Below are 13,967 nucleotides of genomic sequence, written 5' to 3'. Positions count from 1 at the left end.
ATGCTCACCATGGGTGTGATGGGGTCGTCGATGCTCGGTGGCCTGATTGGGGTGACCACCCTCGTCGGGGTCGGCGCCGTCGTCGGTGTCACCTGGGTCGGGGTCAACCTGGGGTTCAAGGCGATGCGCGCCGGGAAGACGAACCTGCTTGCGTGGATGAGGGAAACGATCGGCACCACCAAGACCACGACGGCGCGGATGCTCGAATCGGCGCTGGCGCTGGCGCGGCCGGAGATCGTGATCCGCTACCGCGATCACCTCAAGGCGTCGATCGAGCATCTGCAGAAGCAGATCAAGGAGGCCGAGGAGATCGCGCGCACCGACAAGGCCACCCGGGAGAAGAAGCTGACGCGGCTGGAGGGGAACCGGAAGGTGGTTGTCGACAACATCGCTCGCGCCGAGGCTCTGATCGGTGAGCTCACCACCGCCCCCACCGCGTCTGCTGGCGGCGTGGCCGCGGCGGGGGGTGGGGTGTCGTGACCACACCGATGATGCCGCCGATGGACCCGGCGCGGGCGAGTCTCGACCGCGCCCTGCACGCCCTCGCCGCAATCGGCCCCGACTTGGCCGGGCACGCCAACCGGATCGGCGCACAGTTGTGGTCGCCGCCGCGGATCGTGATCGTCGGCCGCCTCAAGGCCGGAAAGTCGACCCTGGTCAACGCGTTGATCGGGGCGCCGGTCGCCGAAACCGCCGCCCTCGAAGCCACCCACGTCGTCTCCGTCTACCAGGACGGTGCCCCGGCCCGCGCCGAGGCGGTCCTTCTCGACGGCACCCGCCGGCCGATCGAAACGGTGCGCGGGCACGTCACCACGCTGCCCGCCTCCGCCGATCAGGTCGCGTACCTGCAGCGGTGGCTGCCGTCGGCGGCGATCCGCGACCACACCCTCATCGACACCCCCGGCCTGGCGACTTTGACCGCGGAGAACGAGGCCCGCACCCATCGGGTGCTGATCGACGGATTCGAGCAGACCCGCACCGCATCCGTCGACGCCGATGCCGCGGTGTTCCTGTTCGACTCCACCCCCCGCGCCGACGAGATCGCGTTCCTCAAGAAGCTCGGGTTCACCCCGTTGACCACTCTCGGGGTGCTGTCGCGGGCCGACGGATTCGGTGAAGGCGCACTCGGGGTGCGGGATCCGCTCGAGCACGCCGCCGCGCACGCCGCCATCCTCGCCGCGCGCATGCAGGACACCGTGATGACGGTGCTGCCTGTCGCCGGTCTGCTCGCCGAAACGTCCCACACCGGAGCCCTGACCGAGGCCGATGCCCGCGCCCTCGCCGCACTGGTCGGGATCGAACCGTTCGACCTGCTCGACCTGCTCGACTCCGAAGCACCCGACGCGTCCGTCCCGGTGCCGCCGGAGGTGCGGGGCCGGCTTGTTGACCTGCTCGGCGAGTACGGCATGATCCACGGCCGCGCCATCGCGGCCCGCGGCGCCGCTGCCCTCAACGACTGGCTCGTCGCCTGCTCCGGAGTACCTCAGCTGCGTAGCGTTCTCGCGCACCACCTCGGGGTGTTCGCGGGGGTGCAGCGCGCTGGCCGGATCATCCGCGAACTCGACCTGCTCGCCTATTCGCATCCGGCGCGGGACCGGATCCGCGGCATCGTCGACCAACTGCGGATGGATCCGGCGCTGCACACCGTGGTCCTGTTCGAGCACCTGCAGGCGATGCTCGACGCCGACCCGACGTCCCCGGTCACTAGCGAGCTGCGGCGCCTCGTCGAGCAACCCACTGCGGCAGGCAAACTCGGCCTCCCACCGCATGCCACCGTCGACCAGGTCCGCGCCGAGGCCATTCAGAAGCGCTCGTGGGCGCACGCGCAGGCCCTGTCGACGATGACCGCCGCGGAGGACGCCGCCCTCGTCGTTCTCATTCGCACGTACGGACTGCTCGCCGCCTGAACGCACGCCGCACCGCTCCCATCACGGAGTGACGCGAAGCGCCCTTTACTCGACCGTATCGAAGTCAGATCAGCGGGCGCCATAAGGGAGGCCGGGGGTAGCTCCGGGCGTATGGATCTGGGTTGTCGGTCCGTTGCTCTAGGGTTCCGGCTCGTGCATCAGAGATTGTTTCGTTTCTCCTTCGAACTTCGGGCTCCGCTCACTATGCAGCAGGCCAATTTGGTACTGCCCGCAGTCCGTGCGCTGATGAAGCGAGAGGGGCTGGAGCCGAATTTCGGAGAGCTCGAACCCAAGGGCGAGGATCAGTGGATGCTGTCCGGCTGGACTGCCGATCTCGACTACGACGTATTCCTGGATCGCTATCCGGGGGGGTCGTTCCCTTGGCATGCCGGTCTTGACTACCAGGTATACCTGGAGCGCAATAAGGGAACGTCGTTCGAGGATTGGACAGAGTCGGTGCAGCAAGCCATACAGCAGATAGTGGCGGAAGCGAATCCGGCGGCGTGGGCGTCCTGTGAGTGGCGCTTCTCGGATGACGAGGACTTTGAAGTCCTCGTCTATGAGGACGCTGACGACGAGTGATGCGCTCGGTCTTTGGGGTGTAGTAGTCGTGGGTCGGGACCACAGCCAGTCGACCTGGGCAGTAGGTGGCCGATGCGCCTCCGACTGCGGGAGGTCGGTCGGGTACGGCGCCAGGCGTGCCCAGCACTGCTCGGTTGAACCAAGATGGATCCGGCGCTGCACACCGTGGTCCTGTTCGAGCACCTCCAAGCGATGCTCGACGCCGACCCGACGTCCCCTGTCACTAGCGAGCTGCGGCGCCTCGTCGAACAACCCACCCCGGCAGGCAAACTCGGCCTCCCACCCGCATGCCGCCCTCGTCGTTCTCATCCGCACCTACGGGATGCTCGCTGCCTGAACTTGCACCGCGTCATCGTTCCCGGGTCTGACTGGCGAGCGAGTCGCATCGTGACGGAAGGCATGTCCTAGATGACTACTACGCGAGCTCCGGAGTCTCGGTGGCACTGCACCGACACCTCCGGAGTGCCGAACTGGAAACCCGGGCGAGCATCCGCGACTTGTCTAGCGGAGCGTTCAGATCGGCGCGGATGTCCGCGTCAGCGCTCGATCCGGGTCGTGGGTCGGTGCAGGACCGCGAAGTTCACCGATCGGGCGATGAAGCACATCTCGTTCGCCTTCTCGTGCAGCGACTCGATCGTGGCCAGCAGATCGGCGCCGAGGGCGTCGTGCGGGTCCAGATCGCGCACCGTGACGTCGGGGTTGAGCGTGACCTCGGTGAACTGCCCTGCGCCGCTCGGTTCCTCGGCCATCGTCCCGGTGGGACGGTCGGTGTACCCGGTGATCACGACTCCGGCGGACGCGGCGAGGCTGAGGAACCAGAGCATGTGGCACTGAGCCAGCGAGGCGACCAGTAGTTCCTCAGGGTTCCAGCGTGCGGGGTCACCCCGGAAGGAGGGATCCGAGCTGCCGTCCAGGTCGGGCTTCGCTGGGGCCGAGACCCGGTGTTCTCGGCTATAGGCGCGGTGATCGGCTGTGCCGACACCCCGGCTCCCGGTCCAGGCGACGGTGAGGGCGTAGTGATGTTCACGCACGCGCCGATCCTTTCACACCAGCGCGAACGACCCGCCACTGTTCGTCGGTGGATCGGTCTGATTCCCGAGCGAAACGGGAGTTGTTGCGCCGAAGCGGGATCGGTGCGGTCATTGCCTGTGCACTCCGATCAGGCCGGTCACCATCGTCGCCGTAGACTACAAACATAGTGATCGACTATGTTTGTAGTCATGAGTGAGCGTGTGCGCGTCTTGGCCGATGCTGCGATCCGAGTGATCGCGGCATCCGGGCTGCGCGGGTTGACCTACCGTGCGGTCGACGAGGAGGCCGGTTTGCCGCCCGGCTCGACATCGAACCGCTTCCGCACGCGGGCAGACTTGATCGCCGGTGTGATCGAGCGCATGGCCGACCTCGAGCTCGCAGACCTGGACGCTGCAGCGGCTGGAGGAACAGCTCAGGACGCTTTCGGGAAATGGGCATCGGAGGGACTGGCGCAGACCCTGACTCGATTCGAGCTGATGATCGAGGCCGTGCGCTCTCCACCAGTGGCCAGAGCGCTCGGAGAGCAGCGGGCCCGGTTCGCTGCGCTGACCGACAGCCCAGGATTCGAGAGAACTTCCGGTTTCACCGGCGCCGAGTTGGTAGCGGTGCTGGCCGGTCTGCAGTTCGCTGAAATCACCACGGGAGAACGGGTCTTGGAGAAGGCGCTGACATGGCTCCTCGCCGGCGAATCGCCTCGAAGCAAGGATCACGGTCGCGCCGACCCTGCCTCCACTACGTGCCCGGACCGATCGTGAGCGCGGAATCTCGGTTCAGGGGAGGAAAGGATCGCATGAGTTACGCATCAGGATCGGCGACCACGACGAAGGCTGTGACGCTAGCGTCCATCGTCAGCGACAGAGAGTCGGCGAAAGCACTTCTCGTCGTTGCAGCCACGATCGTGATCCCGTATGCACTCTGTCCGCTCATCATGATCTGGGCGGTCGTGTACTTCGGTGCACTCGGGGTGAAGCGTCTGCTCTCCTGGGGAAGTGATTGAGGTGGACCGATTGTCTTGCGCGTCGATCGCCAGACCGAACACCCTGGCCCCAGTCAGGCCGGGGCCCTCGACCTCGAGGGATAGATGGCAATGACTGGTCAGCTGTAGGTGCGGGCGGGAACGCTTTGACCTGTACGTTCTGTGCTCGGCGCGCCTGGTCCGGGATTTCTTCCGTGACGGCGCCTCTTAGTTGGTATCGGGTTCCGAGGGATGCTGCAACGGTCCCGAATCGTCGTTCCTCCAGCCACGGGTATGCGCGTGGTCGACGATCGTGCGTTCGATCACAGGACGATCGGCTGGCGAGGTTCGCCATGTTTCGCTGAGCGCAGCGATGGTGTGCACGATGGTGACATCGCGGCCACTGTCAGGCGTGCGTGGCGTGCGGGAGCGCACATCGCCCCACATGTGCCCGCCGACAGCGGGGTGGACGAAGCCGTCGCTGATGCGTGCCGACATCATCTTGCTGTACACCCGGACAGCGGCGGCATAGATCCCGTCCCCGCGATCTCCGCCGAGCTCGTAGAACAACCGTTGCGCGAGTTGGTACTGGGCCTCGGTGATGCGTCCTGATCCTGGCCTGAGTGGGTCCCCGGGCTTTCGCTGCCGGTACTGGGACACGATGTTGGCGACGGTTGCGGCGACATCGGGTGGAATCAACGGTGGTGGGCGGTGCAGGTCGCCGCCGACCGCGGCCAGGTACATCGTGCACGCGCGAGGAAATCGGGCCCAGTCGCCTTCGCCGACGGCGACGATGGTCGCGTTGTACAGGAAGTCGTCGAACACGTCGCGGTGCACTGGCGGCATCCGCCGCATCCTGTCGGCTTCCGCCAGCGTCAATCCTCCGTAGAGGAAGCCCTCGAGTACCCGGCCTTCTACATCCTCAAGCTGCACATGCATACCCGCGTACTGGGGGAACCGACGGACGACGCCGTCGGACGCGAGGTCACCGCCCTCGAGTAAACAGTCTCGCTGCGGTGCGGTGCAATCATCAGCGGATGTCGTGTCAAGCAAGACGACTCGCATCTTCCGCAGTCGGCAGAGACCCATGGGCCGCTCCCGCTGGCAGCACACCTGATCGAGAAAACGTGTCTTCTCTGTAACTCGACACCAAGGGGCATCACCAGTTCGCGTTGACCAGCGATATTGTGCTCGCCGCACCTCGGTCCGAGATTTCCTCGCGACGGCGGGAACCTTTCGGGCGTTGAGTGCATCCAACTAGGTGACCGTGAAGTTCTCGCCGGTCCAGGCGAGATCGTGGAAGGACCGAACATGAGCCCGTGCAGCATGCGCCCCCGCATCGCATCCACCCCCGCCCAGCGGCGCGTGAAGGTGGGCTTCTGATGGCGCGTGAATGGGTCCTCGGCATCGACTTCGGCACCTCCAACACCGCGGCCGCGCACACCGGCCCGGTGTCCGGGGCGGTGGAAGCGCTGCAGCTCAGCCACAACCGCACCACGATGAGTTCGGCGGTGTTCGTCGAGTCCCCGGACAACATCGCCGTCGGTGACGTCGCAGCCGACCGCGCCGAAGCCAACCCCGCCGGTTACGTCCCGGCCCCGAAGCGGGCCGTCGGGCAGGGCGTGGTCAACGTCAACGGCTACGACATCCCCACCTCCGTGCCGGTCGCGGCGGTCCTCGAATCGGTGCTCACGCGGGCAACCGGCGCCCACGGCGGGACGTCGCCGACAGAGCTGGTGCTCACCCACCCCGAGGGCTGGTCGCAGCGCGAAGTCCAGGTGCTCCTCGATGCGGCCGTCAAGATCGGTCTCGACACCTCGCGGATCAAGACGGTTTCCGAGCCGCGGGCGGCGGCGCACTACTACTCGCGGGCGAACACGCTCGCGCCGGGCACGAAGATCGCGGTGTTCGACTTCGGTGGCGGCACCCTCGACATCGCGGTCCTCGAAGCGAACGAGCGCGGCACCTTCGATGTGGTCGCGGCCCGCGGCGACAACGGTCTCGGCGGCAAGAACCTCGACGCGGCGGTGCGGCGGTGGGTCGATCAGCAACTCGAGGCCCGCAACCCGGACCTGCTGACGTTCCTGCGCACGCAGGCACCGATGGATGTCCGGTACGCCCTGGATGATTCGATCCGCCGCGCGAAGGAGCTTCTGTCGGAGGCGCCGTCGGCGACGATCACCGTCACCGGTGTCGGGGGAGTCAGTGAGCGGTTCCAGATCACCCGTGAGGAGTTCGAGGAGCTGATCGCGCCGGCTCTCGACAAGGCGGTGACCCTGACCCGGCTGACGTTGGCTGATGCGCAGGTCACCGATCCGAGTCAGCTCGAGGCGTTGTATCTGACGGGTGGGTCGTCGCGGATCCCGATCGTGCACGATCGGCTCAAGGATCTCGGTCCGATCGCGACCCTCGATGACCCGAAGACGGTGGTCGCGCAGGGCGCGCTGGCCGCGGCGGCGCCGATCGTGCGTGGTCTCGGTGGTGTCCCGGCTCCCACGGCGCGTGCGGCCCAGGCCCCGACGCACGGGGCCCCGACGCAGGCGCCGGCTGGGTATGCCCATCCCGGTGTTGGTGCGCCGCAACCCGGTTGGCCGACCAGCGCCTCGGCCGGTTCCCCGGCAGCCGGGTGGCCGCCGGCCAACACCACCCCGGTCCCGGATCGCGCCAGCGGCAAGGGGAAGTGGGGACTGGTCGCCGCCGCGGTGGCCGCGGTCCTCGCGATCGGTGTCGGGGTGGGTGTGTTCGCGCTGCGCGGCGGCGACGACCCCGCCGACGCGGCGACGGTGGCCGCCGACGGCGCGGTGGACAGCGGATCCGCTGGTGGTGCGGCAGCAGGTTCGGGGAGCGGTACTTCAGCGACGCCCCCGACGACCAAGGATGCGGTGATCGCGGCGATGCCGCCGGCGCTGCGCAGTGAGGTCGAGAACTGCAAGAGCAGCGGGGAAACCGAGAACGGTGGCCTGCAGATCCAGTGCGAGATCAAGGAAGGTAGCTCGCTCACCGCGGGGATCACCTCGGGCAGCTACCAGTCGATCATCGTCTCGGTGGACACCAAAGAGGCGAAGAAGCGGGTCATCTCGATCCGGCAGGCGATGATGAACGACTCCACGTCCAAGGTGAACGAGATCGTCGAGGACTCCAGCCGCACTGCCGCCGCCCACGTCGACGGTCCGGGCTATGACGACGGCTTCTCGATTTGGTACGCCAATTCGTCCACCGGAGTGATGGCGTCGTTCAGTGGCGCGAAGGGCCTCGACGGCGCGAAGACGTTCCTGAACCGGTCGGGCCTGATCAACTAGACCACAGCGCTGCACGGGCCGCGATGAGCGGCCCGTGCAGTGTTTGCGCGGGGGACTGCCGGACGAAGGGGGGTTCCGGCAGTCCCCCTTTTTTCGTGTGCGGAGCACCGGTCTTCCCTGTGTCCGAGAAATCTTTCGGGTGGGCGGGAACCTTTCGGCCGATCGCTGCATCCAACTATCAACAAGCGAAACCGAGACGGTTCACGACGAGCAAAGGACGAGCAGATGAGCGGCACCGCCGAGAACACCGACGCCGAGTACAGCGACGCCGACTTCGCCGAGTACGTCGACGAACTCGACGCCATCGCCAACGATCCGACGCTGAGCGACGCCGAGAAGCAGGACGCGATCGACACCGCCGTCCAGGAGGAGCTCGCCGAACTCTCCAATGCGGACAGCGTCACCGCCACCGAGGCCGGCGTTGACGCCGCGACCGCCAATCTCACCGACCCCACCGCGACCGCCATCCCCGAGGAGACCACCGTGACCGAGCCGACCACTGTGACCGAGCCGACCACCGCCGACCTGAACGAGCGGCTCGACAACCTCGACGCGGAGATCGACGACCTGGAGCTCCCCAACGCCGATGTGGTCGGCGATCCGTCCACCGCGTCGTACGGCACCACGACCGCCTCTGCGCCTGCGGCTGAGCCGGCACCGGTCACCGAGCCTGCACCTGTCGCAGAGCCGGCACCGGCCGCTGCCACCACCGCGGAGAACGCCTCCATCGGTGTCGACGACAACGTCGACTACTACTCGCCGCGCGACGTCGACCGCGACGGCAACGTCGACGTCATCCACTCCCGCGTCGACGGCGTCGACACCATCACCCACGTCGACGACAACGGCGAGATCACCCTCGTCGAGCAGGATCTCGACTTCAACGGCACCTACGAGACCGCAGCCGCGGCACGCCCCGACGGCACGGTCCGGGTCGCCGAGGACACCGACGACGACGGCGACGTCGACCTGGCGACGTTCTACAACGAGACCGGTGAGCGGTTCCGTCAGGACAACATCGACGGTGCACGCATCACCGAGACCAAGCTCGACACCGACGGTGACGGCGATCAGGACGTGCAGCTGATCGACACCGACGGCGACGGACGTTTCGACACCGCGTCCCTCGACACCGACAGCGACAACTACACCAACGAAGAGCTCATCGACGTCGACGGTGACGGCCGCTTCGACGTCCGGATCGCCGACGACAACGGCGACGGCACCCTCGAATCGACTCTCGTCGACACCGTCGGTGATGGCTGCTTCGGCGACATCAGCACCTACGAGTCGCTGATCCCCGCCGACGACGGCTACCACACCCAGGCCGGGACCGACGTGTACGAGGCGCCGGCACCCGACAGCGTGGTCACCGGCGACCTGGCCTGACCCACCCCGACCTTCCGCGCTGCATGCACCCTGCCCTCGCTGTGGTGCGTGCAGCGCGGTTCCGCCGTTTGCGGCACGTCCACACCATCACCGCCACAGGAGGTTCCACCGCCATGGACGATCTCGGCGACGGCTTCACCGCCATCGGCTGGACTGACGTCGGTGTCGACGTGTCCGGGCACATCGACGACCTGGTCGTGGAGATGGAGCCGATTCCCGCCGACGTGGACCTCGTGCCGGACCTTCCCGGCCTGACGGACACGGGGGAGGGGACTGCTCCGACCCTCGCGGACCCGCCGCTGTCGGTGCCGCCTGCGCTCGACGAGATCGACCTCACCGAAGGCGAATCCGACCCCGCACCGGTCGAGGTCGTCGACGACGGCGTCCACGGGAACCCGGAAGCGTGGACGCTGAACTGGTTCTTCCAGCAGGTCGACGGCTACTGCGGACCGGCCGCGGTCTCGCAGATCGTCTCCCAGTACACCGGCATCGACATCACCGGCCCACAGAAGCTGGTGGACCGCGCCCTCGAGCTCGGGCTGATGACCGACCCCAGCGAAGGGATGACCCTGCCGAACATCGAAGCCTTGCTCGAGGACCAGGGCGTGCCGTGCACCGTGACCGACAGTTCCCTCGACGACCTGCGCGGCAAGCTCGACGACGGGTACGGGGTGATCGCGATGGTCGACTCCGGCGAGATCTGGCAGCCCGAGCAGGAAGCGGGGGAGGACGACACAGCTGATCACGTCCTCGTCGTCGCCGGCATCGACGACAACCGCGGAGTGGTCATCCTCTCCGACCCCGGCACCCCGGGCGGCAACCAGCTCGAGGTCCCCATCGCCCAGTTCGAGGCGGCGTGGGCCGACTCCGGCAACCAGATGCTGGTCACCGACGCCCCCGACGATGGCCTGGCCACCGCGCCGACACCTGCCGCCGGTGGGCGGGGTAGGTCCGCGGTCGTCGCACTGTGATCGCCGCAGGTGAGGTAGCAGGCACAATAGACCCTGACAGCCCGGCAACGGCTGTCACCAAGACTGACAACGAGGTGTAGTGATGGACAACGGCGACCCCCTCTTCGCGGCACTGGGTGAACTGCCGCCCATGCCCGACGGGCTGTGGGAGCGGGCACTGTCGGTCGCGCTCGACCCGAACACCCCGCCCATCGACCCTGACCTGGTCCCTGAGATGGGCGACGAGCCGGTCTTCCCCGACGACGAGGACGGTGTCGTCCTGTTCGACGAGGACGCCGCCGGTGATGCACCGGATACCGATGTCGCACTCGACACCGACGTCGTGCTCGACGACTCCGACTCCGACGGCTCCGACGAGCCGTTCCCCGACCTCACCGTCGGTGACGACCCGTCGTTCACGACCGCGTTCGAGCCGGCCGTCGACGATGGCGGATTCGATCCGGGACTGGACCCCGGCGCGGACCTGGGTGGCGATCTGCACTGACAGCAGGGCGCCGACCGGTCACCCTGCCCGCGCAAGATCAGCCGGGAGGGCCGTCGGGGCGGCAGGTAGCATTCCCGCCTGGCGCGGGGGATACGCGTGGCGGAAACAGTGAAAGTGCGGGGGAGAAGCACGATGGACGATGCAGAACTGGTGGCGGCCTGCCGCCGCGGTGACCACCAAGCCTTCGCTGAACTCGTCGGCCGCTACCGCACCCCCACCTGGCATGTGTGCCTGCAGATCACCGGCAACACCCACGACGCCGAGGACGCACTCCAGGACGCCGTGATCGGTGCCTGGCAGAACCTGGCGAAGTTCCGCGGCGACGCCCGCTTCGGGACATGGCTGCACCGCATCGCCACCAACGCCGCCCTCGCGTTGGTGCGCCGCCGCAAGGACACCAACAGCCTCGACGTCACCGACGAGGACGGCTTCGGGATCGACCTCACCGACGACCGGACCCCGTTCGACGAACAGGTCACCGTCGTCGACGCCGTCCGGCACGCACTCAACCAGCTGCCCGAGGACTTCCGGGTCGCGATCGTCCTCGCCGAGTACGCAGGGTTGCCGTACGCGGACATCGCCGAGCACCAGCAGGTCACGGTCGCGACGGTGAAGACCCGAATCCACCGGGCCCGAAAGCAACTCGCCGAACTCCTGGCCCCGACCCACACCTGATCCCTGGGCGTGGGCCTGCGGCTGTGTGCCGGTCCCACGACGCCGCTGGCTTAGTGCGACAGCCTCCGTCAACTGGTGGGCGTCTGCACCAGATGCGTGAAGTCGTTACCGCGCTGACGGATCACGGTCACGTCCGTGATCTTGTCTGCCTGCCTTGTGGAGTCGATCGAACTGGGGTGAGCTGGCCGGCGACCATCGCGGTGAGAGCGAGGGCGAATCCGGCGACTTGGATGACTGTGAGTGCTTCTCCGGCAACGGCAGCGCCGAGCGTTGCGGCGACGAGGGGGGAGAGGAGGCCGAGGAGGGCGGTCGCGGTCACGGGGAGCCGGCGGATGCCGGAGAACCAGAGGGTGTAGGTCAGCAGCGCGCCGACCAGGCCGAGCCACAGGTAGCCGCCGATCGCCGGTGTGTCGATGCCTGCGGGGATGCCGTCGATGGCGAGTGCTGGGATGAGGAGGATGAGTCCGGCGGCGGTCAGTTGCCATCCTGCGAGGCCGACGGCGGAGACCGAGTTGGGGCGGCCCCATTTCTTGGTGAGGACGACGCCGGTGCCCATAGACACTGCTCCGCCGAGCCCGGCGAGGATCCCGATCGGGTCGAGGGCTGCATCGGGGCCGATGACGACGAGTCCGACGCCGAGGATCCCGACGGCACCCCACAGGATCCGCCACAGGGAGAGGCGTTCGTGGAGGATCGTGACGGCCAGGATCGCCACCACCAATGGTTGCGCAGCTCCCAGGGTCGCCGCGACACCGCCGGGGAGGTGCTGGGCGGAGAGGAACAGGAGCGGGAAGAACGCGCCCATGTTCAGCGTGCCCAGCACCAGGGACTTCCACCACCAGGAGCCGTGGGGCAGGCGGCGGGCGATCAGCAGACCGAGGAGCCCGGCGGGCAGGGTGCGCATCAGCGCCGCGAACAGCGGATGACCCTCGGGCAGCAGCTGGGTGGTGACGATGTAGGTCGTGCCCCACACGGCGGGGGCGACCGCGGTCAGCGCGATCCAGCCGGTGTGGCCGGTCGCGGGACCCGGACGGGCCGGGGCGGGAATGGTCGTTGTGCTCACGGATCCATGCTCTGCGGCCTACGCGGTATGAGTCCAACGCATTGTTGTCATCCGAACAATGCACTGAAATCATAGGTGGGTGGAGCTTCAGCAGATGCGGTACGTCGTCGCGGTGGCGCAGGAGCGCAACTTCACCCGGGCGGCCGAGCGATGCCATGTCGTACAGTCCGCGCTCAGCCATCAGATCAAGGCCCTGGAAAGAGAACTCGGCGTCACGCTGTTCGCCCGCAGCAGCCGACGCGTCGAGCCGACCGCCGCGGGCGAGGCGTTCCTGGTCGCGGCCCGGGCCAGTCTGCAGGCCGCCGACCGTGCGATCGCCGATGCCGCGGCTGCCTCGGGGGAGATTCGGGGCACACTGACCGTCGGGCTGATCCCGACGGTCACCGCGATCGACGTCCCCGCCGCGCTCGCCCGATTCCACCGGAACCATCCCGCGGTTCGGATCAGCGTGCGAACCGGCGGCAGCGACGAGTTCATCGCCGCCATCGCCGGCGGCACCGTGGACGTGGCCGTGCTGGGGCTCCCGGACGAGCAATCGCATCGCGGCGTGGTCATGCGGACCCTGGCACGGGAACGTCTCGTCGCCGTCGTCGCCGCCGACCACCCGCTCGCCGCTCGCCGCCGGATCCGGTTGGCGGACTTGGCCGACGAGACCTTCGTGGACTTCCCCGACAGGACGCCCGGACGGACCCAGTCCGATCTCGCCTTCGCAAACGCGGGGATCCGCCGCGAAGTCGCGTTCGAGGCGATGAGCACCGATCTGATCCTCGACCTCGTCCGGCACGGCCTCGCGGTCGCCCTGCTCGGCCCGGGCCTCGTCTCCGACGGGGACGACCTGCGAACGATCGCCCTCACCGACGGACCGACCCGCGTCCAATGCCTGGCCTGGAGCGACTTCAACGCCTCGCCCGCCGTGCGGGCGTTCGTCGGTGTGCTCCTCGGTGACTAGTTACTGATCAGCTCTTAACACCCAGCGGTACTCCCTTGCCTTCAAGCGTCAGGGCAGAGGTGCGCTCGTGCTGCCACGGTCTGCTCCTGGTACCGCTTCAGTTGCGCCTCGGGATGGCCCTTGCCTCCTGAGGCTGTCCACCGAGCACCCGGCTCTTGCTGCAGCACCCTCCCAGAACGCCCGGGTGTTCTCCTTGAGGTCGACGGGATCGCCGAACGGGGCCGTGATGACTTTCCCAGTGACAGTCAACCAGCGGTTGTCCCCGAGGACCAAGATGTCGTTGGGGTACGGGACGACGTCGCCCTCGGGAGGGTCGACGGGTTCGAGCGGTGGCATCACGTGCTCATCCTCACATGACAAACCGGGCTACGGCGACGTCCTGAGGCTGCTCAGTACGTACCCGGTCGGCAGTGCTTCATCATCGCGACTCGGATCTTTCGACTCCCAGCAGCGAACCGAGAGCTCAGATCCTCCGCCTCAGCCACGAGGTCATCGCTGACCTCGATGGTGGCGTCACCGTCGTACTCCTCGAAGCTGTACATCGCTTTGCCGATGGTTCCGCCTATCGTCAGGGCATCGTCCTCGCCGATTAGGAACACCTCGGGTGCTACCTCGGTGAGATGTCCCTGGATCCGGTGAGTGTCACGGTTCATGACGGACT

14 protein-coding genes and 1 pseudogene are annotated in these 13,967 nt (G+C 67.5%); 11 read left to right on the top strand and 4 right to left on the bottom strand.

Going from position 1 to position 13,967, the window contains the following annotated elements; all coding sequences use genetic code 11:
- The 3 genes and pseudogenes from FFS72_RS24445 to FFS72_RS24435 all read left to right on the top strand — a co-directional run.
- Window positions 1-480, top strand: a pseudogene (locus FFS72_RS24445) (dynamin family protein); the annotation flags it as partial.
- Window positions 477-1,907, top strand: a complete 1,431-nt coding sequence (locus FFS72_RS24440) for a GTPase (protein WP_502704154.1) — start codon at window positions 477-479, stop codon at window positions 1,905-1,907. The pseudogene FFS72_RS24445 and the gene FFS72_RS24440, both read left to right, overlap by 4 nt.
- Before the next feature lie 153 nt (window positions 1,908-2,060).
- Window positions 2,061-2,489 (top strand): hypothetical protein, encoded by a 429-nt coding sequence (locus FFS72_RS24435; RefSeq protein ID WP_137876383.1) that lies wholly within the window; start codon window positions 2,061-2,063, stop codon window positions 2,487-2,489.
- A 536-nt stretch (window positions 2,490-3,025) separates the two neighbouring features.
- On the opposite strand, the gene FFS72_RS24430 is transcribed toward FFS72_RS24435, so the two are convergent.
- A complete protein-coding gene (locus FFS72_RS24430) occupies window positions 3,026-3,520 on the bottom strand; it encodes an OsmC family protein (protein ID WP_137876382.1) in 495 nt (164 codons plus the stop codon).
- Window positions 3,521-3,709: 189 nt separating this feature from the next.
- Here FFS72_RS24430 and FFS72_RS24425 point away from each other — a divergent pair, with 189 nt between their 5' ends.
- On the top strand, window positions 3,710-4,276 hold the full coding sequence (locus FFS72_RS24425; protein WP_171018812.1) for a TetR/AcrR family transcriptional regulator: 567 nt from the start codon (window positions 3,710-3,712) through the stop codon (window positions 4,274-4,276).
- A 35-nt stretch (window positions 4,277-4,311) separates the two neighbouring features.
- A complete protein-coding gene (locus tag FFS72_RS24420) occupies window positions 4,312-4,518 on the top strand; it encodes a hypothetical protein (RefSeq protein WP_137876380.1) in 207 nt (68 codons plus the stop codon).
- A gap of 186 nt (window positions 4,519-4,704) precedes the next feature.
- Here the strand turns inward: FFS72_RS24420 and FFS72_RS24415 are convergent, their stop codons facing one another.
- On the bottom strand, window positions 4,705-5,733 hold the full coding sequence (locus tag FFS72_RS24415) for a hypothetical protein (RefSeq protein ID WP_137876379.1): 1,029 nt from the start codon (window positions 5,731-5,733) through the stop codon (window positions 4,705-4,707).
- Window positions 5,734-5,858: 125 nt separating this feature from the next.
- Between FFS72_RS24415 and FFS72_RS24410 the strand changes: the two genes are divergently transcribed.
- From FFS72_RS24410 to FFS72_RS24390, 5 genes are all read left to right on the top strand, one after another.
- Window positions 5,859-7,775 carry an Hsp70 family protein gene (locus tag FFS72_RS24410; protein ID WP_137876378.1) on the top strand — a complete coding sequence of 639 codons (1,917 nt, stop codon included), beginning with the start codon at window positions 5,859-5,861 and terminating at the stop codon, window positions 7,773-7,775.
- 225 nt (window positions 7,776-8,000) lie between these two features.
- Window positions 8,001-9,164: a hypothetical protein gene (locus tag FFS72_RS24405; protein ID WP_249353508.1), complete on the top strand. Its 1,164-nt coding sequence runs from the start codon at window positions 8,001-8,003 to the stop codon at window positions 9,162-9,164.
- 113 nt (window positions 9,165-9,277) lie between these two features.
- Complete coding sequence (locus tag FFS72_RS24400; RefSeq protein ID WP_249353507.1) at window positions 9,278-10,135, top strand: C39 family peptidase; 858 nt, start codon at window positions 9,278-9,280, stop codon at window positions 10,133-10,135.
- 82 nt (window positions 10,136-10,217) lie between these two features.
- Window positions 10,218-10,619 carry a hypothetical protein gene (locus FFS72_RS24395; protein ID WP_137876377.1) on the top strand — a complete coding sequence of 134 codons (402 nt, stop codon included), beginning with the start codon at window positions 10,218-10,220 and terminating at the stop codon, window positions 10,617-10,619.
- 132 nt (window positions 10,620-10,751) lie between these two features.
- Entirely contained in the window at window positions 10,752-11,294 is a 543-nt protein-coding gene (locus FFS72_RS24390; protein ID WP_137876376.1) for an RNA polymerase sigma factor, read from the top strand.
- 127 nt (window positions 11,295-11,421) lie between these two features.
- Here the strand turns inward: FFS72_RS24390 and FFS72_RS24385 are convergent, their stop codons facing one another.
- A complete protein-coding gene (locus tag FFS72_RS24385) occupies window positions 11,422-12,357 on the bottom strand; it encodes an EamA family transporter (RefSeq protein WP_137876375.1) in 936 nt (311 codons plus the stop codon).
- Between the two features lie 79 nt (window positions 12,358-12,436).
- Here FFS72_RS24385 and FFS72_RS24380 point away from each other — a divergent pair, with 79 nt between their 5' ends.
- Window positions 12,437-13,306: a LysR family transcriptional regulator gene (locus tag FFS72_RS24380; RefSeq protein ID WP_137876374.1), complete on the top strand. Its 870-nt coding sequence runs from the start codon at window positions 12,437-12,439 to the stop codon at window positions 13,304-13,306.
- 389 nt (window positions 13,307-13,695) lie between these two features.
- Here FFS72_RS24380 and FFS72_RS24370 read toward each other — a convergent pair whose 3' ends face one another.
- Window positions 13,696-13,959 carry a hypothetical protein gene (locus FFS72_RS24370; protein WP_137876373.1) on the bottom strand — a complete coding sequence of 88 codons (264 nt, stop codon included), beginning with the start codon at window positions 13,957-13,959 and terminating at the stop codon, window positions 13,696-13,698.
- Window positions 13,960-13,967 lie beyond the last annotated feature (8 nt).

The organism is Rhodococcus sp. Q, from assembly GCF_005503035.1.
Taxonomy (GTDB): Bacteria; Actinomycetota; Actinomycetes; order Mycobacteriales; family Mycobacteriaceae; genus Rhodococcus_G.
Note: the sequence above shows the minus strand (reverse complement) of the source record. Positions and strands in the feature narration are given on the sequence as shown.

Coding starts and splice junctions, on each gene's coding strand:
- FFS72_RS24395 (WP_137876377.1), top strand. CDS start 10,218: ATGGACAACGGCGACCCCCTCTTCGCGGCACTGGGTGAACTGCCGCCC.
- FFS72_RS24405 (WP_249353508.1), top strand. CDS start 8,001: ATGAGCGGCACCGCCGAGAACACCGACGCCGAGTACAGCGACGCCGAC.
- FFS72_RS24390 (WP_137876376.1), top strand. CDS start 10,752: ATGGACGATGCAGAACTGGTGGCGGCCTGCCGCCGCGGTGACCACCAA.
- FFS72_RS24370 (WP_137876373.1), bottom strand. CDS start 13,959: ATGAACCGTGACACTCACCGGATCCAGGGACATCTCACCGAGGTAGCA.
- FFS72_RS24420 (WP_137876380.1), top strand. CDS start 4,312: ATGAGTTACGCATCAGGATCGGCGACCACGACGAAGGCTGTGACGCTA.
- FFS72_RS24400 (WP_249353507.1), top strand. CDS start 9,278: ATGGACGATCTCGGCGACGGCTTCACCGCCATCGGCTGGACTGACGTC.
- FFS72_RS24410 (WP_137876378.1), top strand. CDS start 5,859: ATGGCGCGTGAATGGGTCCTCGGCATCGACTTCGGCACCTCCAACACC.
- FFS72_RS24425 (WP_171018812.1), top strand. CDS start 3,710: ATGAGTGAGCGTGTGCGCGTCTTGGCCGATGCTGCGATCCGAGTGATC.